This is a genomic window from Streptomyces sp. NBC_00029 (genome assembly GCF_045160505.1).
Taxonomy (GTDB): domain Bacteria; phylum Actinomycetota; class Actinomycetes; order Streptomycetales; family Streptomycetaceae; genus Streptomyces.
In genome coordinates, this window is sequence record NZ_CP108292.1 from 3,168,986 (window position 1) to 3,190,088 (window position 21,103).

At 71.7% G+C, this 21,103-nt stretch carries 19 protein-coding genes; 12 read left to right on the forward strand and 7 right to left on the reverse strand.

Annotated elements, in window-relative coordinates:
* Window positions 1-177 precede the first annotated feature (177 nt).
* Entirely contained in the window at window positions 178-2,910 is a 2,733-nt protein-coding gene (gene aceE, locus OG753_RS15130) for a pyruvate dehydrogenase (acetyl-transferring), homodimeric type (RefSeq protein WP_405788761.1), read from the forward strand.
* Window positions 2,911-2,990: 80 nt separating this feature from the next.
* Complete coding sequence (locus OG753_RS15135; RefSeq protein ID WP_405788763.1) at window positions 2,991-3,809, forward strand: potassium channel family protein; 819 nt, start codon at window positions 2,991-2,993, stop codon at window positions 3,807-3,809.
* Here the strand turns inward: OG753_RS15135 and OG753_RS15140 are convergent.
* Window positions 3,790-4,191, reverse strand: coding sequence for a peptidase inhibitor family I36 protein (locus tag OG753_RS15140; RefSeq protein WP_327262320.1), 402 nt, complete (start codon window positions 4,189-4,191; stop codon window positions 3,790-3,792). The genes OG753_RS15135 and OG753_RS15140 overlap by 20 nt on opposite strands.
* Before the next feature lie 421 nt (window positions 4,192-4,612).
* On the opposite strand from OG753_RS15140, the gene OG753_RS15145 reads away from it, so the two are divergent.
* The 3 genes from OG753_RS15145 to OG753_RS15155 all read left to right on the forward strand — a co-directional run bounded on the left by OG753_RS15145 (window position 4,613) and on the right by OG753_RS15155 (window position 7,575).
* Window positions 4,613-5,275 (forward strand): TetR/AcrR family transcriptional regulator, encoded by a 663-nt coding sequence (locus OG753_RS15145; RefSeq protein ID WP_327266765.1) that lies wholly within the window; start codon window positions 4,613-4,615, stop codon window positions 5,273-5,275.
* 221 nt (window positions 5,276-5,496) lie between these two features.
* Window positions 5,497-6,648 carry an alpha/beta hydrolase gene (locus OG753_RS15150; protein ID WP_405792677.1) on the forward strand — a complete coding sequence of 384 codons (1,152 nt, stop codon included), beginning with the start codon at window positions 5,497-5,499 and terminating at the stop codon, window positions 6,646-6,648.
* Between the two features lie 66 nt (window positions 6,649-6,714).
* Window positions 6,715-7,575 (forward strand): DUF4429 domain-containing protein, encoded by an 861-nt coding sequence (locus OG753_RS15155; RefSeq protein WP_405788764.1) that lies wholly within the window; start codon window positions 6,715-6,717, stop codon window positions 7,573-7,575.
* Window positions 7,576-7,654: 79 nt separating this feature from the next.
* Here OG753_RS15155 and OG753_RS15160 read toward each other — a convergent pair whose 3' ends face one another.
* Window positions 7,655-8,677: an aldo/keto reductase gene (locus tag OG753_RS15160; protein WP_405788766.1), complete on the reverse strand. Its 1,023-nt coding sequence runs from the start codon at window positions 8,675-8,677 to the stop codon at window positions 7,655-7,657.
* Complete coding sequence (locus tag OG753_RS15165; RefSeq protein ID WP_401280851.1) at window positions 8,674-9,072, reverse strand: MerR family transcriptional regulator; 399 nt, start codon at window positions 9,070-9,072, stop codon at window positions 8,674-8,676. Before OG753_RS15165 ends, OG753_RS15160 begins: the two co-directional genes overlap by 4 nt.
* Before the next feature lie 78 nt (window positions 9,073-9,150).
* Between OG753_RS15165 and OG753_RS15170 the strand changes: the two genes are divergently transcribed.
* The gene (locus tag OG753_RS15170) at window positions 9,151-9,969 is read left to right on the forward strand and encodes a serine hydrolase domain-containing protein (RefSeq protein ID WP_405792679.1); all 819 of its coding nucleotides are present in this window, start codon (window positions 9,151-9,153) and stop codon (window positions 9,967-9,969) included.
* 49 nt (window positions 9,970-10,018) lie between these two features.
* On the opposite strand, the gene OG753_RS15175 is transcribed toward OG753_RS15170, so the two are convergent.
* Both OG753_RS15175 and OG753_RS15180 read right to left on the reverse strand, forming a co-directional pair.
* Window positions 10,019-11,110: an IS630 family transposase gene (locus OG753_RS15175; protein ID WP_405787552.1), complete on the reverse strand. Its 1,092-nt coding sequence runs from the start codon at window positions 11,108-11,110 to the stop codon at window positions 10,019-10,021.
* A gap of 33 nt (window positions 11,111-11,143) precedes the next feature.
* Window positions 11,144-11,806, reverse strand: a complete 663-nt coding sequence (locus tag OG753_RS15180; RefSeq protein ID WP_327262324.1) for a pirin family protein — start codon at window positions 11,804-11,806, stop codon at window positions 11,144-11,146.
* 92 nt (window positions 11,807-11,898) lie between these two features.
* On the opposite strand from OG753_RS15180, the gene OG753_RS15185 reads away from it, so the two are divergent.
* The 5 genes from OG753_RS15185 (at window position 11,899) to OG753_RS15205 (ending at window position 16,810) form a co-directional block, all read left to right on the forward strand.
* Window positions 11,899-13,116 carry a helix-turn-helix domain-containing protein gene (locus tag OG753_RS15185; RefSeq protein WP_327262325.1) on the forward strand — a complete coding sequence of 406 codons (1,218 nt, stop codon included), beginning with the start codon at window positions 11,899-11,901 and terminating at the stop codon, window positions 13,114-13,116.
* Between the two features lie 89 nt (window positions 13,117-13,205).
* Complete coding sequence (locus OG753_RS15190) at window positions 13,206-14,123, forward strand: ACP S-malonyltransferase (protein ID WP_327262326.1); 918 nt, start codon at window positions 13,206-13,208, stop codon at window positions 14,121-14,123.
* 19 nt (window positions 14,124-14,142) lie between these two features.
* Window positions 14,143-15,147, forward strand: coding sequence for a ketoacyl-ACP synthase III (locus OG753_RS15195; protein WP_327262327.1), 1,005 nt, complete (start codon window positions 14,143-14,145; stop codon window positions 15,145-15,147).
* Window positions 15,148-15,204: 57 nt separating this feature from the next.
* Window positions 15,205-15,453 (forward strand): acyl carrier protein, encoded by a 249-nt coding sequence (locus OG753_RS15200; RefSeq protein ID WP_030009997.1) that lies wholly within the window; start codon window positions 15,205-15,207, stop codon window positions 15,451-15,453.
* Between the two features lie 79 nt (window positions 15,454-15,532).
* On the forward strand, window positions 15,533-16,810 hold the full coding sequence (locus tag OG753_RS15205) for a beta-ketoacyl-[acyl-carrier-protein] synthase family protein (RefSeq protein WP_327262328.1): 1,278 nt from the start codon (window positions 15,533-15,535) through the stop codon (window positions 16,808-16,810).
* 87 nt (window positions 16,811-16,897) lie between these two features.
* On the opposite strand, the gene OG753_RS15210 is transcribed toward OG753_RS15205, so the two are convergent.
* Complete coding sequence (locus tag OG753_RS15210) at window positions 16,898-17,392, reverse strand: DUF3145 domain-containing protein (RefSeq protein ID WP_030160508.1); 495 nt, start codon at window positions 17,390-17,392, stop codon at window positions 16,898-16,900.
* Between the two features lie 249 nt (window positions 17,393-17,641).
* Between OG753_RS15210 and OG753_RS15215 the strand changes: the two genes are divergently transcribed.
* Complete coding sequence (locus OG753_RS15215) at window positions 17,642-18,538, forward strand: SGNH/GDSL hydrolase family protein (protein WP_405788770.1); 897 nt, start codon at window positions 17,642-17,644, stop codon at window positions 18,536-18,538.
* Between the two features lie 85 nt (window positions 18,539-18,623).
* Here the strand turns inward: OG753_RS15215 and OG753_RS15220 are convergent, their stop codons facing one another.
* The gene (locus OG753_RS15220; protein WP_405788771.1) at window positions 18,624-21,074 is read right to left on the reverse strand and encodes a beta-glucosidase; all 2,451 of its coding nucleotides are present in this window, start codon (window positions 21,072-21,074) and stop codon (window positions 18,624-18,626) included.
* Window positions 21,075-21,103: the final 29 nt, after the last annotated feature.

Here is a 21,103-nt window from a genome sequence, read left to right on the forward strand (position 1 = left end):
TTGGGCGTAAGGTGCGGTTCGGTCGGATTCGGTACGGATCCCCGCCGGTCCTCACCTCCCGGGTTTCCTGCGGTTTCCGGGGATTACCCGGTGGTAAAGATGAAGATTTCGGCCCAGCGTAAGAGCATGGGAGGCGGCGAACCCAAGGCACGACTCCCCCGACAGCGAAGGAACAGCGTGGCTTCCGCATCCGATCGCAATCCGATCATCATTGGCGGCCTGCCGAGTCAGGTCCCGGACTTCGATCCGGAGGAGACGCAGGAGTGGCTCGACTCCCTCGACGCCGCGGTCGACGAGCGGGGCCGTGAGCGTGCCCGCTACCTGATGCTGCGGCTGATCGAGCGCGCCCGCGAGAAGCGCGTGGCCGTGCCCGAGATGCGCAGTACGGACTACGTCAACACGATCGCCACCCGGGACGAGCCGTTCTTCCCCGGGAACGAGGAGATCGAGCGCAAGGTCCTCAACGCCACCCGGTGGAACGCGGCCGTGATGGTCTCGCGCGCCCAGCGTCCCGGTATCGGCGTCGGCGGCCACATCGCCACCTTCGCCTCCTCCGCCTCCCTCTACGACGTGGGCTTCAACCACTTCTTCCGGGGCAAGGACGAGGGCGACGGCGGCGACCAGATCTTCTTCCAGGGCCACGCCTCCCCCGGCATCTACGCTCGCGCCTACCTCCTGGACCGGCTCACCGAGCAGCAGCTCGACTCGTTCCGCCAGGAGAAGTCGAAGGCGCCGTACGGCCTTTCGAGCTACCCGCACCCGCGGCTGATGCCGGACTTCTGGGAGTTCCCGACCGTCTCGATGGGCCTCGGTCCGCTCGGTGCGATCTACCAGGCGCGGATGAACCGGTACATGGAGGCGCGCGGAATCGCGGACACCTCCAGGTCCCACGTTTGGGCGTATCTCGGCGACGGCGAGATGGACGAGCCGGAGTCGCTCGGCCAGCTGTCGATCGCCGCGCGCGAGGGCCTGGACAACCTGACCTTCGTCGTCAACTGCAACCTGCAGCGCCTCGACGGCCCGGTGCGCGGCAACGGCAAGATCATCCAGGAGCTGGAGTCGATCTTCCGCGGTGCCGGCTGGAACGTCATCAAGCTGATCTGGGACCGCTCCTGGGACCCGCTGCTGGCCCAGGACCGCGACGGCATCCTGGTCAACCGGATGAACACCACGCCCGACGGGCAGTTCCAGACGTACGCGACCGAGTCGGGCGCGTACATCCGCGAGCACTTCTTCGGGGACGACCAGCGGCTGCGCGCGATGGTCGAGAACATGTCCGACCAGCAGATCCAGCACCTGGGCCGCGGCGGCCACGACCACAAGAAGGTCTACGCGGCGTACGCGGCGGCCAAGGCCCACAAGGGCCAGCCGACGGTGATCCTGGCGCAGACGGTCAAGGGCTGGACGCTCGGCCCGAACTTCGAGGGCCGCAACGCCACGCACCAGATGAAGAAGCTGACGGTCGACGACCTCAAGCGCTTCCGCGACCGCCTGCACATCCCGATCACGGACGCGCAGCTGGAGGGCGGGGCGCCGCCGTACTACCACCCGGGCCCGGACTCCCCCGAGATCCAGTACATGCACGACCAGCGCAGCGCGCTGGGCGGGTACGTGCCGACCCGTGTGGTGCGTGCGAAGCCGCTGCAGCTGCCGGACGACAAGACGTACGCGGCCGCCAGGAAGGGCTCCGGGCAGCAGTCGATCGCCACGACCATGGCTTTCGTCCGCATCCTGAAGGACCTGATGCGGGACAAGGAGATCGGCAAGCGCTTCGTGCTGATCGCGCCCGACGAGTACCGCACCTTCGGTATGGACGCCTTCTTCCCGAGCGCCAAGATCTACAACCCGCTGGGCCAGCAGTACGAGGCGGTCGACCGCGACCTGCTGCTCGCGTACAAGGAGTCCCCGACGGGCCAGATGCTGCACGACGGCATCTCGGAGGCGGGCTGCACGGCCTCGCTGATCGCCGCCGGTTCGGCGTACGCGACGCACGGCGAGCCGCTGATCCCCGTGTACGTCTTCTACTCGATGTTCGGTTTCCAGCGCACCGGTGACCAGTTCTGGCAGATGGCCGACCAGCTCGCGCGCGGTTTCGTCCTCGGCGCGACCGCGGGCCGGACCACCCTCACGGGTGAGGGCCTCCAGCACGCGGACGGTCACTCGCAGCTGCTGGCCTCGACGAACCCGGGCTGCGTGGCGTACGACCCGGCCTACGGCTACGAGATCGCGCACATCGTCAAGGACGGTCTGCGACGGATGTACGGCCCGGAGGCGGAGGACGTCTTCTACTACCTGACCGTCTACAACGAGCCGATCCAGCACCCGGCCGAGCCGGCGGACGTCGACGTGGACGGCATCCTGGGCGGCATCCACCGGGTGTCGCAGGGCACCGAGGGCACGATCGGGGCGCAGCTCATGGCCTCGGGCGTGGCGGTGCCGTGGGCGCTGGAGGCGCAGCGGATCCTGGCCGCCGACTGGGGCGTCCGGGCGGACGTCTGGTCGGCGACCTCCTGGAACGAGCTGCGCCGCGAGGCGGTCGAGGTCGAGGAGCACAACCTGCTCCACCCGGAGGAGGAGCAGCGCGTCCCGTACGTGACGCGCAAGCTCTCGGGTGCCGATGGGCCGTTCGTGGCGGTCTCGGACTGGATGCGGGCGGTTCCGGACCAGATCTCGCGGTGGGTGCCGGGTGCGTACACCTCGCTGGGCGCCGACGGCTTCGGCTTCGCGGACACCCGCGGCGCGGCGCGGCGCTTCTTCCACATCGACGCGCAGTCGGTGGTCCTGGCGACCCTCACCGAGCTCGCGAAGGCGGGGCGGATCGACCGTTCGGTGCTGAAGCAGGCGGTCGACCGCTACCAGCTGCTGGACGTGGCGGCGGCCGACCCCGGTGCGGCGGGCGGCGACGCGTAGCACCTGCGGCGTGTCCGACGGGCGGGTCCCGGCTTCGGCCGGGGCCCGCCCTTCTTTATGCGTTGCTTACGATGCTCGGCATGAAGGAACCCTCCCGCCTGCGACAGTGGGAGCGGCGGAGCCAGACCCCGCTGCTCCTGCTCGCCGTGGCTTTCGCCGTGGCGTACGCCGTGCCCATCGTCGCCCCCGACGCGCGTGCGGACGTGCACCGGGCCTGCACCTATGTGGAATGGCTGGTGTGGGGGGCCTTCGCCGTCGACTATCTGGTCCGGCTGGCCCTGGTGGCCGACCGCCGGCACTTCGTGCGGACCCACTGGCTGGACCTGGCCGCCGTGGTGCTGCCGCTCGTGCAGCCGCTGCGCCTGCTGCGGCTGGTCGCCACCCTGATGCTGGTGGGCCGGCGGGCCCGGATGGCTCCGCAGATCCAGCTGACGACGTACGTGGCCGGGGCCGTCGTGGGACTGCTGATGTTCGGGTCGCTGGCGGTGCTCAGCGTGGAGCGGGACGCCCCCGACGGGAACATCAGGAACCTGGGCGACGCCGTGTGGTGGTCCTTCACCACGATGACGACGGTCGGGTACGGCGACCACTCGCCCACCACCGGCCTCGGCCGGGTCCTGGCGGTCGGTCTGATGCTGTCCGGGATCGCCCTGCTCGGTGTGGTGACCGCGAACATCGCCGCGTGGTTCATCTCCCGCTTCGAGCGCGACGACCGGGCGGACATGCTCCAGCTGGCGGCCATCCAGGAGCTGCAGGCGGAGGTACGGGCGCTGCGCGGCGAGGTCGCCCGGCTGGGCGGCACGCCGGCCGATGCGGCCGGGGCCGATGCAGCCGGGGCCGATGCAGCCGACCGGCCGAGCGCCCCGGCGCAGCGGGGGGCTACCTCTCCCACACCTTGAACGCCCGCACCTGGTAGGGCGACTGGGGCAGCCAGACCCCGTCGCCCGGGTAGGTCTGGAACTCGCCCGTCTCCGCGCACTCGGCCGACTGGTACGTCGTCACCGGGCGCCCGGTGCGGTTGGTGAGGGACTGGGCGCTGGTCCCGGCCGGCAGCGCGGTGCAGCTGTTGACGTCCAGGTTGCTCAGCTCGTGCGTCTGCCGGGCTCCCTTGAACTCCGGTTTCGCCCACAGGCACAGCTGCCCGGTGGCACAGGCGCCGAGGACCGGCGGGCCCGCGGCGTGTGCCGTGGTGGCCGCACTCGGGACGAGGGCGGTCAGGGCCAGGAAGGCCGCGGCCAGGGCGGTCGTGGTGGTGGCACGGACGGTTCGACACGTACGCATGACGGGTCAACTCCTTGTGGACGGCGAGCGCCCGGACCGATTCCGGAGCTCCGCCGACACCACGCTGACCTGCGGCGACGGGCGGGCGGAAGAGGCGCCGGGCGGGTCCACCCTGATAGGCGACAGCCCTGCCGGAACCCTCCGGCGGGGCCTTCGTCCGTGCGGAGTTGACGCCTCCGGAGACTGCCGGATGGACCCGCGGCCGTCCCTGCCGCCGTGCGGACGGGCCCGCGACCCGGTCAGCGACCCGGTCAGCGGCACGTCCGGTGGCCGACCCGAACGTGTCATGCGCGGGCGGGTGCGGGAGCGGGCCGAGGGCGTCGGACGGCACGTCGCAAACGGCTCAACGAAGCGGCCGTCACCCCGCCGGTCACAGGTACTCTGACCGCCCACTCGGCGTCGGAAGGGAGCCCCCGCGGTGGTGATCGACGAGCGGCCGGCGACGGCCGCACCGGTGACCGGACTGCGCGAACGCAAGAAGCGGCGCACCCGGAACGCGCTGCTGCGCGCCGCCCTCCTGCTGTTCCTCTCCCAGGGGTACGAGCGCACCACCGTCGACGAGATCACCGACGCCGTGAACGTGTCCCAGCGCACCTTCTTCCGCTACTTCGCGAACAAGGAGGAGGTCGTCTTCGCCCTCCAGGAGCTGGTCGAGTCGCGGTTCGTCGCCGAACTGCACGCCCGGCCGGCCGCGGAGGGGCCCTTCGAGGCCATGCGGGGCGCGGCGCTCGCCGCCTGGGACACCGTCGAGGTGGCCCTGTCCGAGGTGGTCCCGGTCGATCTCTACATGCGCAGCTACCGGTTGATCGAATCCACCCCGGCCCTCCTCGCCGTGCACCTGCGGCGCTCCACCGAGCTGGAGGAGCGGATCTCCCGGCTGATCGGCGCCCGCGAGGGCCTGGACGTGGACGCCGATCCGAGGCCGCGCGTCGCCGTCGCCGCGTTCTGCGGTGTGATGCGGGTCACTGGGCGGCTCTGGGGGCAGGGCGAGGACACCAGCGTGGAGTCGATCCGCCGGCTGACGGAGGCCTACCTCGACCGGATCGGCCCGGCTCTGACCTCGAGTTGGCGCGGGCCCGCGTAGCCGGACCGCGCGGGCCGTCGTCGTCCGGCGGCGCGGCTCCCGGCCCCCCCGCTCGGGCCTCACGGGGTCCCACGGTCGGCCGTGAGTCCGGTCACCCGGCACGCCCGGGGCGCAATACGTCTCATAGTCTGGTCGTAGTGAACGTGCCCGGCCTTGCCCACCCCACCGCTCTCGGCGCCGACCCGCGCCCTGCCGCCCTGCGCGCCCTGCTCGCGCTGGCGGTGGTGTTCATCATGCTGGCGACCACCGGCTGGACGGCCGTGCACCGGCCCGAGGGGGGTACCCCCCTGCGGGTCGCCGCCCTCGGCGCCTGGGCCAAGGCCCGGATAGACGGCCGCCCGGTACCTCCCGCGAACGCCCCGGCCCGTACGGTGGCCCGTTTCTTCGCCGGCCTGGACGGCGCCCAGCGGGCCCGCCTCGCCGACGGCTACCCCCTCGTCGTCGGCAACCTCGACGGGGTCCCGACGGCCGTGCGCTACCGGGCGAACCTGCAGGGTCTCGAAAAGGCCCGCCGGGTCGAGGAGGCGCGCAGCCGCGATGTCGCGCTGACCCCCGCCGACCGGGCCACGGCCACCCGGCGCTCCCACCGCTTCGCCTCGCTCGCCGAGCCCGGGCGGCAGATCCTCGCCTTCGACCCGACCGGTGGCGGCCGCGTCGCCGAGGTCTTCGGTGACCTCACCGTGGCCGAGCGCGTCTCGGTGATCGTCCCCGGCGTCGACACCGACGTGCTCACCTTCGAGCGCACCCAGCGCCGCCTGACCTCGCCGGTGGGCATGGCCGAGTCCCTGTACGCGGCCCAGCGCGCGGCCGCGCCGGACAGCCGGACAGCAGTCATCGCGTGGGCCGGCTACACGGCCCCCACCGGGGTCGGCGTGGACGCCGCCACCGGCCGCATGGCCTTCGACGGCGCCGTCCTGCTGAAGGACCTCACCACGACCCTGCCCGGGGACGCGAGCGTGGCGCTGTTCTGCCACAGCTACGGATCGGTGGTCTGCGGGGTCGCGGCGCACGAGCTGCCGCGCCGGGTGACGGACGTGGTGGTCGCGGGCAGCCCCGGGATGCGCGCGGAGAACGTCGCCGGGCTGCGCACCTCGGCGCGCGTCTGGGCCACGCGCGACGAGGGCGACTGGATCGCGGACGTCCCGCACCTCGAGGTCGGCGGGCTGGGCCACGGCGCCGATCCGGTGTCCCCGGACTTCGGCGCACGGCTGCTGTCCTCGGCCCGGGCCAGGAGTCACACCGGCTATTTCGCGCCAGGAACCGACTCGATGGACAATTTCGCCCGGATCGGAACCGGCGCGTTCGGTTCCGTTGTCTGCGCGACCGGCGACGACGCCTGTCGGCGCGGAATTTCCGGGACAGAGCAGGACTGACGCGCGTAGAGGCGCGGAAATCGGGCCCCGCAACCGGGGGGACGCATGGGGGCACCGCCGATTACGATGTGCCGCATGGGTGACGTACTGGCCGGAAATCATGCCGTCTGGGAGTTCGACTCGGACTCGGTGCTCATCCGCTTCGCACGGGGGATCAGAACGCCGAGGCTGCCAAGACTCTTCCACGCCCTCGGCACGCGCCGGATCCCCCTCGAAGCGGTGTCCGCCGTGACCGTGACCGAGGGGAAGCGGGACACCGTGGTGCTCCGCGCCGTCCCGCGGCCCGGCGCGGATCCGCTGATGGAAGCGGCCGCCGGGCAGCTCAAGGATGTCTGCGACCCGTACCGGCTGGTGCTGCCCGGCGACCGGGCGCCGCTCGCCGCCGCCTTCGCCGACGCGCTGCGCTCCCGGCTCGGGCCGGATGCCGACGAGCCGTCCTCCCGCTTCCTCGTCGACGTGCCGCAGCCGCCGCTGCACCTGAAGGCGTACGACGCCAGGGTGGGCTTCGACGGCTCGGCGATCACCTTCCAGTGGTCGCGCACGGGCGCCACCAGCACCAAGTGGAAGGCGGGCGACCAGCGCTACCCGCTGGCCGCTCTCACCGGCGTGGAGTGGTACTCCCCCCAGGGCCCCGGCGGCCATCTGCGGCTGGTGGTGCGGGACACCACCGGTGACCCCCGCCCGGACCACGACCTGTCCGCGGCCGTCTTCCGGGTGGGCTACGGGGCGGTGCACGAGTCGCTGCCGTTCGCCGCGGCCGTCCTGGCCGCCGTGCGCGGCGGCCGTACGCCGGTCGCCGCCGCGGTGCCGCGGGCCCGGTCCGGCGACGACCGGCTGCGGCACCTGAGCGAGCTGCACGCGGCGGGACTGCTCACGGACGCGGAGTACGCGGCGCTGCGGGACCGGTTCGCCGCCGAGTCGCTGTAGCGGACCGGCCGTCCAGCGGCGGACCGGCCCTCCGCACGGTGGACAGCCCTCCCCACCGCGGACCGGCCCTCCCGCGGCCTCAGCCCTCGCGCACCGTCGAGGTGCTGCTCATGTCCGGGTAGCGGTCCCCGGCGACCTGCGCGGCGATCGGCTCCAGCAGGTCCAGCTCGGGCTGCGTGAGGGTGATCCGGGCCGCCCCGGTGTTCTCGCGCAGCCGGCCCGGCTTGCGGGTGCCCGGGATGGGGACCACGGTCAGCCCGTGGACCTGCGCCCGCTGCTGCACCCAGGCCAGGGCGATCTGGGCCGGGCTCGCCCCGCGATGCTTCGCGATCTCCCGGACCGGGTCCAGCAGCGCCGCGTTGGTCTTCGCGTTGTCGCCGTTGAAGCGCGGCTGGAAGCGCCGGAAGTCACCCTGGGAGAGGTCCGCGGAGGCGTCCGCGAAGGATCCGGTCAGGAAGCCCCGGCCGAGCGGGGAGTACGCGGCGATCGCCACGCCCAGCTCCGCGGCCGCGCCCACCGCGCTGCGCTCGACGTCCCGGCTGAACAGCGACCACTCGGACTGGAGCGCCGCGATCGGGTGGACGGCGTGCGCCTCGCGCAGTTCCGCACCGGTGACCTCGCTGAGGCCCAGGTGGCGCACCTTGCCCTCCCGCACCAGCTCCGCCATGGCGCCGACGGACTCGCTGAAGGGCACGGCCGGGTCGCGCCGGTGCATGTAGTACACGTCGATGACGTCCACGCCGAGCCGGCGCAGGCTGGCCTCCACGGACGCGCGGACGGAGGCGCGGTCGTTGCGGATGCCCCGGTGGTGCGGGTCGTCGGTGCGCTCTATCGCGAACTTCGTCGCGAGCGTGATCCGGTCGCGGTGCGCGGCCACGAAAGGCGCCAGGAACTCCTCGTTCCGGCCTCGCCCGTAGATGTCCGCCGTGTCGAAGAGGGTGACCCCGGCGGCCAGCGCCGCCTCCAGGGTCTCCCGGGCCGCCGCCTCGTCCGTGTCCCCGTAGAACTCGCTCATGCCCATGCAGCCGAGCCCCTGGACGCCGACCAGCGGGCCGCCCCTGCCGAGCTCGACCTGTTCGAGGGTGGTGCCGTGCTCCGTCATTGCTGTGCCTTCCCGGGTACCGTTTTCATGGCGTACATGTCGATCTTGTAGTCCAGTACGGCGAGTGCGTCCGTGAGCTCCGTGATCCGCGAGCGCACCTCGCGGCGCGTGCGTTCCAGCAGCTCCCGGCGCTCCTCGACCGTGTGCCCGCCCTCGCGGACCAGTTCGGCGTACCGGACCATGTCCGCCACCGACATGCCCGTGGCGCGCAGCTTGCCCACGAAGGCCAGCCAGTCCAGGTCCTTGTCGGTGAAGCGCCGCTGTCCCGAGTGGGAGCGGTCCACGTGCGGCATCAGGCCGATCCGCTCGTACCAGCGCAGGGTGTGCTGGGTCAGACCGGTCCGGGCCTCGACCTCGCTGATCGTGTACCGCGTCTGCGTCAGGCTCTGGCTCATGGCCCCACGCTAAAACCTTGGAGTGCACTCCAAGCAAGTAGGCTCGGCCCCATGGAGAGCGTGGAGGCCGTGAGCGGCATGGACAGCCTGCGGATCATAGAGACCTGGCCGGTGCCGACCGCCGCGGCGGCCGTCGTACGGGCCGACGGGAGCCTCGTCGGCTCCCACGGGCCCGTCGACCACCGGTTCGCGCTGGCGTCGGTCACCAAACCGCTGGCCGCGTACGCCGCCCTCGTCGCGTATGAGGAGGGGGCGATCGAGCTGGACGAGCCGGCCGGGCCCGAGGGGTCGACGGTCCGTCACCTGCTCGCGCACACCAGCGGCCTGGCCTTCGACGAGCACCGCGTGTCGGCCCCGCCCGGGCAGCGCCGGCTGTACTCGAACGCCGGTTTCGAGGACCTCGGCGACCACATCGCCAAGGCCACCGGCATCCCCTTCGGGGAGTACCTGCACCAGGCGGTCTTCGAGCCACTGGGCATGACGCGGACCACCCTGGAGGGCTCGCCCGCCAAGGACGGCGTCTCCACCGTCTCGGACCTGCTGCGTTTCGCCGCCGAACTGCAGGCGCCGCGGCTGCTGGACGTCCGCACGGTCGCCGAGGCCACCTCCGTCGTCCACCCCGGCCTCAAGGGCGTCCTGCCGGGCTACGGGCACCAGTCCCCCAACGACTGGGGCCTCGGCCTGGAGATCCGCGGCCACAAGTCCCCGCACTGGACGGGCGCTTCCTCCTCGCCGCGCACCTTCGGCCACTTCGGCCAGGCCGGCACCTTCCTGTGGGTGGACCCGGACGCGCGCGCCGCGTGCGTGGCACTGACCGACCGGGCCTTCGGCCCGTGGGCCGTCGAGGCCTGGACCCCCTTCACCGACGCGGTGCTGGCGGAGCTCCGCTCCAGCTAGGTCGTCTCTTTCGGATCTTGCCGGGCCGACAAGATCCGAAAGAGACGACCTAGTGACCTGAGTCAGAGATTCGGTGGCAGTAGGCGGCGACTTTGTCGAGGATCTCGTCTGCCGTCTTCGTCCAGACGAAGGGCTTGGGCTGGTCGTTCCAGTCGGTCAGCCAGGCCCGGATATCGCGTTCGAGGGCCTGGACGGAGCGGTGGACTCCCCGCTTGAGCTTCTTCTGCGTGAGTTCGGCAAACCACCGCTCGACCAGGTTCAGCCAGGACGCACTGGTCGGCGTGAAGTGCAGGTGGAAGCGAGGGTGCGCCAGCAGCCACTTCTTCACGTCCGGCGTCTTGTGGGTCGCGTAGTTGTCGAGGATCAGATGGACCTGGAGACCGGCCGGGACCTCCTTGTCGAGCTTGGCCAGGAACTTCTTGAACTCGGCGGCCCGGTGGCGGCGGTGGAGCGAGCCGATGACCTTGCCGCTGGCGACTTCGAGGGCAGCGAAGAGGGTGGTGGTGCCGGCGCGGATGTAGTCGTGGCTGCGACGCTCTGGAACACCGGGCATCATCGGCAGGACCGGCTGGGACCGGTCCAGGGCCTGGATCTGCGACTTCTCGTCCACGCAGAGGACCAGAGCCTTCTCCGGCGGGTCGAGATAGAGGCCGACGACGTCACGGACCTTGTCGATGAACAGCGGATCCGTCGACAGCTTGAACGTCTGTGTCCGGTGCGGTGCCAGTGCGAACGCCCGCCAGATCCTGGAGACCGTCGACTGCGACATGCCCGTGGCCGCGGCCATCGACCTGGTCGACCAGTGCGTCGCGTTCTTCGGCGTCTCTTCCAGGGTTTTGACGATCACCCGCTCGACATCCGCATCGGTGATCTTCCGCGGGACACCCGGCCGCGGCTCGTCGCCCAGCCCGTCCAGGCCGTGCTCGAGGAAGCGCCGCCGCCAGGTGCGGACCGTGTCCGGAGCGATCCGCAGCCGCCGCGACACTTCCATGACCGAGTGCCCCTCCGCGCACTCCAACACGATCCGCGACCGCTGAGCCAACGCCTGGGCCGTCGTGCGACGACGTAACCAGCCCTCCAGCACAGCACGCTGGGCGTCAGTGACCGACAACGGCGGAATCTTCGGACCCGGACGACTCATACCGAACTAACGACAAACCTCAGACTCAGGTCACTAGGCCCCGTCGGGGAATTCCCAGATCAGCAGTTCCCCCGGGGAGCCGGCGACGACCTCCAGGTCGCGCTCGGCGGTGATCCGCGCCGAGTCCCCGGGGCCCAGCTCCGCCCCGTCCAGGCGCAGGTCCCCGCGCACCACGTGCAGGTACACCCGGTCCGCCGCCGGTACGGCGACGCGCTCGCCCGCGCCGGGCCGCCGGACGTGCAGGACGCCGCCGGCCGCGGGGACCTCGTAGGGCGCGCCGTCCGTGATCCCCCGGACCACCCCGTACGAGGGCTCGCCGCCCGCGGCGAGGGGCGCGAGCCACATCTGCACGAAGCGCAGCCGCCCGGCGCCGTCGTTGCGCTCCACGTGCCGCGCCCCCGATCCGGCGCTGAGCCGCTGCACGTCGCCGGGCCGGACCAGGCTCTTCTCGCCGGTGCTGTCCTGGTGGGTGAGCTCGCCCTCGATCACCCAGGTGACGATCTCGGTGTGGCTGTGCGGGTGCTCGTCGAAGCCGGCGCCCGGCGCGAGGGTCTCCTCGTTGCAGGCGAGGACCGGGCCGAAGCGCAGATTGTCCGGGTCGTAGAAGGCGCCGAAGGAGAAGGCGTGCCGGGTGGAGATCCCGGCGGCGGGGTCCCCGCCCTCGTACCGGTCGGCGCCGCGGCGAACATCAATCATGAAGGCCACCGTAGACCCAGCCGGGAGCCGGGGCGCGGGGCGGACACGGGACCGGATCCCGCGCACCCGTCCCGATAAGGCAGTCTTGTCACGTGCCCCAACCCGAACGTGAGCATTCGCCCGCCACCCATGCCGCGCATCCCGCTCCCGCCCATCCGCACACCGCGACGCTCCGCCGACTGGAGAAGTCCTCCGGACGGCTGGCGGCGAACGCGATCGCGCGGATGGACGAGACCCTGCCGTGGTACCGGGCCATGCCGCCCGAGAACCGGTCCTGGATCGGCCTGGTCGCCCAGGCCGGTATCGCCGCGTTCACGGAGTGGTTCAGGCATCCGGAGACCCCGCAGGCGATCTCCACCGATGTCTTCGGGACGGCTCCGCGCGAGCTGACCCGGGCGATCACCCTGCGGCAGACGGTCGAGATGGTCCGCACCACGATCGAGGTCATGGAGGCCGCGATCGAGGAGGTGGCTGCCCCGGGCGACGAGTCGATCCTGCGCGAGGCGCTGCTCGTGTACGCCCGGGAGATCGCCTTCGCGACCGCCCAGGTGTACGCGCAGGCCGCAGAGGCGCGCGGGGCGTGGGACGCCCGGCTGGAGTCCCTGGTCGTCAACGCGGTGCTGTCCGGCGAGGCGGACGAGGGTGCGCTGTCGCGGGCGGCGGCGCTGGGCTGGAACTCCCCGGAGCACGTGTGCGTCGTGCTCGGCACGGCGCCGGAGGGCGACAGCGAGCTGACGGTCGAGGCGATCCGGCGCGCGGCCCGCCATCACAAGCTCCAGGTCCTCACGGGTGTGCTCGGGGACCGGCTGGTGGTCATCGCGGGTGGCAGCGACAACCCGATCCAGGTGGCCAAGTCGCTGATCGGGCCGTTCGCGGCGGGTCCGGTGGTGGCCGGACCGGTGGTGTCCGACCTGCTGAACGCAACGAAGTCGGCACAGGCCGCGGCGGCCGGGCTGAAAGCGTGCACGGCCTGGCAGGATGCCCCTCGGCCGGTCCTGGCGGACGATCTCCTGCCGGAACGGGCCATCGCCTCCGATCCCGCTGCCAGGGATCAACTGGTGGAGGAGATCTACAGACCACTGGAGGAGGCGGGGTCGGCACTACTGGAGACCCTGAGCGTCTACCTGGAGCAGGCCAGCAGCCTCGAAGGGGCGGCGCGGATGCTGTTCGTGCACCCCAACACGGTGCGCTACCGGCTCCGACGTGTGACCGACGTCACCGGATGGTCTCCTTCTGATGTCCGCTCGGCGTTCACGCTGCGGATCGCCCTGATTCTGGGGCGTCTGGCCGACGGCGATGCCCAGTCCTAGACTTTTGTCGGACATCAACAATTACCCCGACGGTTCTTCGTCCCTGTCCCCACCGGCGGCAGGGGCCATCCACAAGAGAGAGTGTGAGGGTGCTCGTACTCGTCGCTCCCGGCCAAGGCGCTCAGACGCCCGGCTTCCTGACTCCCTGGCTCGAACTTCCCGGTGCCGCCGACCGCGTCGCCGCGTGGTCGGACGCCATCGGGCTGGACCTTGCCCACTACGGCACGAACGCTGACGCCGAAGAGATCCGCGACACGGCCGTGGCCCAGCCCCTGCTGGTCGCCGCCGGTCTGCTGTCCGCCTCGGCGCTCGGTTCCCCGGCCGCCTTCGGCGCGGTCGCGGGCCACAGCGTCGGTGAGATCACCGCCGCCGCCTACGCCGGCGTCCTGTCCGAGGGCGACGCGCTGTCGTTCGTCCGGACCCGCGGCCTGGGCATGGCCGAGGCCGCCGCCGTCACCGAGACCGGCATGGCCGCGGTCCTCGGCGGTGACCGCGACGTGGTCGTCGCACACCTGGAGAAGCTGGGTCTGACGCCCGCCAACATCAACGGCGCGGGTCAGATCGTGGCCGCCGGCACCATGGAGCAGATCGCTGCCCTGGAGGCCGACAAGCCCGAAGGCTCCATGAAGGTCGTCGCCCTCAAGGTCGCGGGCGCCTTCCACACGCATCACATGGCCCCCGCCGTCGCCACGCTGGCCAAGGCCGCCGAGGCGCTCACCCCGGCGGACCCGGCGCTGAAGTACGTCTCGAACAAGGACGGCCTCGTCGTCACCACGGGCGCCGACGTCGTCGCCCGCCTGGTCGGCCAGGTCGCCAACCCGGTCCGCTGGGACCTGTGCATGGAGACGTTCGCCGAGCTGGGCGTCACGGGGATCATCGAGCTCTGCCCCGGTGGCACCCTGACGGGTCTGGCCAAGCGCGCGCTGAAGGGCGTACCGAGCGTGGGTCTGAAGACCCCGGACGATCTCGACAAGGCCGCGGCGCTCATCGCCGACCTGACGGCCTGAGAGAAGGAGCCCACACAGCATGTCCAAGATCAAGCCGGCCAAGGGCTCCCCCTACGCCCGCATCCTCGGTGTCGGCGGTTACCGCCCGACCCGTGTGGTGCCCAACGAGGTCATCCTCGAGACCATCGACTCGTCCGACGAGTGGATCCGCTCCCGCTCCGGCATCGCGACCCGGCACTGGGCCTCGCCCGAGGAGACCGTCGCCGCGATGTCGGTGGAGGCCTCGGGGAAGGCGCTGGCCGACGCCGGTGTCGCCCCGGAGCAGATCGGTGCCGTGATCGTCTCGACGGTCTCGCACTTCAAGCAGACCCCGGCCGTCGCGACCGAGATCGCGCACCGGATCGGCTCGGGCAAGCCCGCCGCCTTCGACATCTCCGCGGGCTGTGCCGGATTCGGCTACGGCCTGACCCTGGCCAAGGGCCTGGTCGTCGAAGGCTCCGCGGAGTACGTCCTCGTCATCGGCGTGGAGCGGCTCTCGGACCTGACCGACCTGGAGGACCGCGCGACGGCCTTCCTGTTCGGTGACGGCGCCGGCGCCGTCGTCGTCGGTCCCTCGGACGAGCCGGCCATCGGCCCCACGGTGTGGGGTTCGGAGGGCGACAAGTCCGAGACGATCAAGCAGACCGTGCCGTGGGACGAGTACCTCGGCAAGGACGGCGGCGAGAAGTTTCCGGCCATCACCCAGGAGGGCCAGGCGGTCTTCCGCTGGGCCGTCTTCGAGATGGCCAAGGTGGCCCAGCAGGCGCTCGACGCCGCCGGGATCACCGCGGACGACCTGGACGTCTTCATTCCGCACCAGGCGAACATGCGGATCATCGACTCGATGGTGAAGACTCTGAAGCTGCCGGAGCACGTCACGGTCGCCCGTGACGTGGAGACCACCGGCAACACCTCGGCCGCCTCGATCCCGCTCGCTATGGAGCGGCTCCTGGCGACCGGAGCGGCGAAGAGCGGCGACACCGCGCTCGTCATCGGCTTCGGGGCGGGACTCGTCTACGCCGCGACGGTCGTTACCCTCCCCTAGGGCCGGGACACACGTCCCACCCTGTTCCACCCCAGTTAGCTATAGAAGGAGCGCCACATGGCCGCCACGCAGGAAGAGATCGTCGAGGGTCTCGCGGAGATCGTCAACGAGATCGCCGGTATCCCCACCGAGGACGTCGCGATCGAGAAGTCCTTCACCGACGACCTGGACGTCGACTCGCTCTCCATGGTCGAGGTCGTCGTCGCCGCCGAAGAGCGCTTCGACGTCAAGATCCCGGACGAGGACGTCAAGAACCTCAAGACGGTCGGCGACGCCGCTGACTACATCCTGAAGCACCAGGCCTGAGCCTGACGAGCGTTTGTCGCCACCTGGCGGTGGCGCCGTGACAATTCAGCACCCCCTGAGACGTGGAGAAAGAATTCCTGTGAGCCCGACCAATCGCACCGTGGTCGTCACCGGTATCGGCGCAACCACTCCGCTGGGTGGCGACAGCGCTTCGACCTGGGAAGGTCTGCTTGCCGGCCGTTCCGGCGTCAAGCCCCTGGAGGGCGAGCGCTTCGCCGAACTCCCGGTACGCATCGCCGCTCGGGCCGCCGTCGACCCGAGTGAAGTCCTGCCCCGGCCGCTGGCCCGCAAGCTGGACCGCTCTGCCCAGTTCGCCGTCATCGCCGCCCGCGAGGCGTGGGCCGACGCCGGTTACACCACCCCGGCCGGCGAAGAGACGGAAGAGGGCGCCTTCGTCGCTCCCGAGCGTCTGGGCACCGTGATCGCCTCCGGCATCGGCGGTGTCACCACCCTGCTCGACCAGTACGACGTCCTGAAGGACAAGGGCGTGCGCCGGGTCTCCCCGCACACCGTCCCCATGCTCATGCCGAACGGCCCGTCGGCCAACGTCGGCCTGGAGGTCAACGCCCAGGCGGGCGTGCACACTCCGGTCAGCGCCTGCGCCTCCGGCGCCGAGGCCATCGGTTACGCCGTCGAGATGATCCGTACCGGCCGTGCCGACGTGGTCGTCGCGGGCGGTACCGAGGCTGCGATCCACCCGCTGCCGATCGCCGCGTTCGCCAACATGATGGCGATGTCCAAGAACAACGAGAACCCCGAGCAGGCCTCCCGCCCGTACGACAAGGGCCGTGACGGCTTCGTACTCGGCGAGGGCGCGGGCGTCGTCATCCTGGAGTCCGCAGAGCACGCCGCCGCGCGCGGCGCCCGGGTCTACTGCGAGGTGCTGGGCCAGGGTCTGTCCGCGGACAGCCACCACATCGCGCAGCCTGAGCCCACCGGCCGCGGTGTCGCGGCCGCGGTGCAGAACCTGCTCGACAATACGGGTCTCGACCCGGCCGAGCTGGTCCACCTGAACGCGCACGCCACGTCGACCCCGCAGGGTGACACGGCCGAGCTGAAGGCCCTGCGCAAGGTGCTGGGCGACGACCTCGACCACATCGCGATCTCCGCGACCAAGTCGATGACCGGTCACCTGCTGGGCGGTGCGGGCGGTATCGAGACCGTCGCGACCGTGCTGGCGCTGTACAACCGGCTGGCCCCGCCGACGATCAACGTCGACGAGCTCGACGAGGACATCGACGCGGACATCATCGTGGGCGAGCCGCGCAAGCTGCCGGCCGACGGTCCGATCTCCGCGATCAACAACTCCTTCGGCTTCGGCGGCCACAACGTGACCCTGGCTTTCCGCACGGTCTAGTACCCCCGCAGCAGTTGCGCGAAAGGGCCCACCCGGTGAATCCGGGTGGGCCCTTTCGCGTATCCGCCGCCGCGGCTCGGGCCGGGCTCAGACCACCTGGTGGAGCCAGCGGACCGGGGCGCCCTCGCCCGCGTAGCGGAAGGGCTCCAGCTCGTCGTCCCACGGCTTGCCGAGCAGTTTGGCGATCTCCGCCTCCAGGTCGGTCTCACCGCGCGCGGACCGGGCCAGCGCCGCGCGCAGCCGGTCCTCCGGGATGAGGATGTCGCCGTGCATTCCGGTGACGGCGTGGAAGATCCCGAGCTCCGGGGTGGAGCTGTAGCGCTCGCCCTCGGCGGTCGGGCACGGCTCCGCGGTCACCTCGAAGCGCAGCAGGTGCCAGCCGCGCAGCGCGGAGGCGAGCTTCGAGGCGGTTCCCGCTTCGGCCTGCCAGGAGAACTCGGCTCTCCAGGTGCCCGGGGAGGCGGGCTGTCTGATCCAGTCGAGGTTCACCCGCACCCCGAGCACGCCCGCAACAGCCCATTCCACGTGCGGGCAGAGCGCGCGCGGTGCGGAATGCACGTACAGAACTCCACGTGTCGTCACCGGGACCTCCAGTGTGGGACGAGGTCGGGAATAAACTCCAGAAAACGGACAGTATGTGACGTGATGTAATGTAACGGAAATTATTTGACATTGCGCTACGGGACCGGCGGCCGAAACGCCACGGGGAAAAGCTACCGTGCGCCAGGGGTCATGGTGTGACGTACGGTCGCTCCAAGACCGGTAAACACAGAGCTTTCACTCAGCAGGACCCCCCGAACGATGCGGGGTAGACAAGGAGGACCCCTTCCCATGCGCATCACCGCTCCGCGCCCCCGCGCGCGCCGGGCTCTCGCAGGGGCGGGCGCTGCGGTCGTAGTCCTGGCCGGGGCGGCCACCGGGTGCAGCTCGGGCGGGTCGGGCGAGCAGGGCGAGCGGGGGGCGCAGGCGGCACCGCGCTGGAACACGGCACCCGGATCGATCGCGGCCGTGGGCGACTCCATCACACGTGGTTTCGACGCCTGTTCCGTGCTGGCGGACTGCCCCGAGGTCTCCTGGGCCACCGGCAACGACCCCGCGGTCCGCTCCCTCGCGGCCCGGCTGCTCGGGGAGGCGGAGGTGCCCGCCCGCAGCTGGAACTACGCGGTGACCGGCTCGCGGATGGAGGACCTGCCGGCCCAGCTGGCCGGGGCCGCCGCGCACAAGCCCGACCTGGTCACGGTGATGGTGGGCTCGAACGACGCCTGCCGGCCGACGGCTTCGTCGATGACCCCGGTGGCCGACTTCCGGGCCGGATTCGAGAAGGCGCTCGCGGAACTGAGGGCCGCGTCCCCGGCCTCCCAGGTGTACGTCTCCAGCGTGCCGGACCTCCAGCGGCTGTGGGAGCAGGGCAAGGACCTCCCGGTCGTGCGGCAGGTCTGGAAGCTGGGCATCTGCCAGTCGATGCTGGCCGATCCGCTGTCGCTGGCCACGGGGGCCACGGCGCGGCGCGAGCAGGTGCGGGCGCGCGTGGTGGAGTACAACGAGGTGCTGCGCGAGGTCTGCGCGAAGGATCCGCTGTGCCGCTACGACGGCGGCGCGGTGTTCCAGTACCCCTTCGCGGCGGAACAGTTGAGCCGCTGGGACTGGTTCCATCCGGGCAAGGACGGCCAGGCGCGGCTCGCGGAACTGGCGCACCGCCAGGTGACTGCGGCCGAACCGCCACGTTGACGCTCGGGCGGCGGAGAGGTCCGGAGGCGGGTGTCAGGGCCCGCCCCCGGACGGTTTCAGGGGTGATTTCCGGCCATACGGTGTGTCAGGCGAGGTCGAGCGTCGCGGTCAGCCGGGTGTCGCCGTGCGAGTGGCTCGCGCGGACCTCGTAGGTGCCGCCGATCCGCCGCCAGTCGCGGACCTCCTCGTCCCAGATCTCGAAGGCCCGGGCGGGCAGCGGGATCTCGGTCTCGACGCTCTCTCCGGGGCCCGCCACGACGCCCGCGAAGGCGGCCAGCCAGCTGGCCGGGCGTTCCACGCCGTCCCGCTCGGGGGCCAGGTAGACCTGGACGACCTCGCGGCCGGGCCGGGTGCCGGTGTTGGTGAGGCGGACCCGGACCGTGTCGGGGGTGACCTCCAGCGAGTCGTAGGTCCAGTCGGTGTAGCCCAGTCCGTGCCCGAAGGGGTAGGCGGGGCTCACGCCGTGCTTCTCGTACGCGCGGTAGCCGATGTGGATCCCCTCGCCGTACTCCAGGCGCCCGTCGGTGGGGACGACCTCGGTGACGGGCGCGTCCGCGAACCGCGCGGGCCAGGTGGTGGGCAGCCGCCCGCCCGGCTCCGCGTCGCCGAGGAGTACGTCGGCCAGCGCGGCCCCGCCCTCCTGCCCGGGGAACCAGGTCAGCAGCACGGCGGCCACGTCCTCGCGCCACGGGAGCTCCACCGGGGAGCCCGCGTTGACGACGACCACCGTGTTCGGGTTCACGGCGGCGACGGCGCGCACCAGGTCGTCCTGGCGGCCCGGCAGGCAGAGGTCCTGCCGGTCGAAGCCCTCGGACTCCACGCGCTCGGTGGTGGCGACGACCACGACGGCCGTGTCGGCGTCCCGGGCGGCGGCGACGGCCTCGGCGATCAGCTCGTCGGCGTCGCGCCGCGGGCCGAGGTGGAGCAGCGAGAACATGATCGCCCTGAGCGGCAGCGAGGTCATGTCGGGGACCTGGAAGGTCAGTGAGACCTCCACGGGCTCGCCCTCGGTGAGGGTGAGGCGGGCGCGCTCGTTGGGGGCGCCGAAGAACGCCTCGAACGGGTCGGCCTCGTTGCCCATCTCCTGGACGCCGCTCCACAGGCTCTCGCCGCCGACGGCGAGGGCGAAGGCACCGAGTCCGCGGGTGCCGAAGGCGTGCTCGCCGCTCTCCCGCGGCACGAACGTCCCCCGGACCTCGATGCTCGCCATGGTCTCGTACGTGACCCCCGCGGGCAGGTCGTCGCCGATCCACTGGACCTGGCCGGACGGCAGGCCGCCCTCGCCGATGACGGCCCCGGAGGCGTCGCGGCAGACGGCGTGGAGCTCGAAGCCCTGACCTGCGGGGGTGAGTTCGTCGGAGGGGTCGGCGCCGACGGAGTAGGCGAGGGCGCCCTCGGGGAGGGCGGCGGTGAGGCCGTCGAGCGGGGAGACGATCCGCTCGGGGAAGACGGTGGCGCTGCCCCCGCCGAGGACGCGGGCGTCGCGGGCCGCGGCGCCGGCGAGGGCGACGGTGCGGCCCGCGGTGGTGTCGAGCGGCAGTGCGCCCTCGTTCCTGACCAGGACGAAGCCGCGGGCGGCGAGCTCACGGGCCAGCGCCTGGCCGTCGATCGGGGCCGGGAGGTTCTCCACGGCGGCGGGGGCGCCCTCCAGGACGCCGACGCGGGCGGCGAGGCGCAGGACGTTGCGCGCGGCCTCGTCCACGGCGGACTCGGGGACCTCGCCGGCGCGGACGGCCTCGGCGAGGGCGGGTCCGTAGACGGTGGTGGGGCCGGGCATCGCCACGTCCATGCCGCCGAGGATGTCGCCGGCGGTGGAGCGGGCGGCCATCCAGTCGGAGACGTTGCAGCCGTCGAAGCCCCATTCGGCGCGCAGGACCTCGTTCACGAGGTACTGGTGCTCCGTCATGGTGGTGCCGTTGACCTGGTTGTAGGCGGTCATGATGCCCCAGGGGTGGGCATGGGCGACGATCGCCTCGAAGGGCGCGAGGTAGAGCTCGCGCAGCGGGCGCGGGGCGATGACGCTGTCGACGGTGAACCGGTCGGTCTCGGCGTCGTTGCCGACGAAGTGCTTGACGGTGGTGCCGACCCCGCCGTCCTGGACGCCGTTCACGTAGCCGGCGCCGATGGCGCCGGTGAGGTAGGGGTCCTCGGAGTAGCACTCGAAGTGCCGGCCGCCGAGCGGGGAGCGGTGCAGGTTGACGGTGGGCGCGAGGAGGACGTGGACGCCCTTGCGGCGGGCCTCCTGGGCGAGGAGCCGGCCGGCGCGGCGGGCGAGCTCCGGGTCCCAGGCCGCGGCGAGCGCGGTCGGGGACGGCAGGGCGATGGACGGGTCGTCGGCGGTCCAGCGCACGCCGCGGACCCCGATGGGCCCGTCGGAGAAGACCAGGGACTGCAGCCCGATGGCGGGGACGGCGGGCAGGGCCCACATGTCCTGCCCGGCCAGAAGTCCGGCCTTGGTGTCGAGATCCAGTTTGCCCAGTGCCGCCTCGACGGCGTCGTTTCGTGTCTGGTCGCGGACCTGATCGGCATCGGTCACGGCCGTGCCTCCTCGTTGAGTGCGGTGCG

What these genes read in the sequence shown, in the direction of transcription:
- OG753_RS15135 (WP_405788763.1), top strand. Translation starts at nt 2,991, where the DNA reads ATGAAGGAACCCTCCCGCCTGCGACAGTGGGAGCGGCGGAGCCAGACC.
- OG753_RS15140 (WP_327262320.1), bottom strand. Translation starts at nt 4,191, where the DNA reads ATGCGTACGTGTCGAACCGTCCGTGCCACCACCACGACCGCCCTGGCC.
- OG753_RS15155 (WP_405788764.1), top strand. Translation starts at nt 6,715, where the DNA reads ATGTGCCGCATGGGTGACGTACTGGCCGGAAATCATGCCGTCTGGGAG.
- OG753_RS15160 (WP_405788766.1), bottom strand. Translation starts at nt 8,677, where the DNA reads ATGACGGAGCACGGCACCACCCTCGAACAGGTCGAGCTCGGCAGGGGC.
- OG753_RS15165 (WP_401280851.1), bottom strand. Translation starts at nt 9,072, where the DNA reads ATGAGCCAGAGCCTGACGCAGACGCGGTACACGATCAGCGAGGTCGAG.
- OG753_RS15170 (WP_405792679.1), top strand. Translation starts at nt 9,151, where the DNA reads ATGGACAGCCTGCGGATCATAGAGACCTGGCCGGTGCCGACCGCCGCG.
- OG753_RS15175 (WP_405787552.1), bottom strand. Translation starts at nt 11,110, where the DNA reads ATGAGTCGTCCGGGTCCGAAGATTCCGCCGTTGTCGGTCACTGACGCC.
- OG753_RS15180 (WP_327262324.1), bottom strand. Translation starts at nt 11,806, where the DNA reads ATGATTGATGTTCGCCGCGGCGCCGACCGGTACGAGGGCGGGGACCCC.
- OG753_RS15195 (WP_327262327.1), top strand. Translation starts at nt 14,143, where the DNA reads ATGTCCAAGATCAAGCCGGCCAAGGGCTCCCCCTACGCCCGCATCCTC.
- OG753_RS15200 (WP_030009997.1), top strand. Translation starts at nt 15,205, where the DNA reads ATGGCCGCCACGCAGGAAGAGATCGTCGAGGGTCTCGCGGAGATCGTC.
- OG753_RS15215 (WP_405788770.1), top strand. Translation starts at nt 17,642, where the DNA reads ATGCGCATCACCGCTCCGCGCCCCCGCGCGCGCCGGGCTCTCGCAGGG.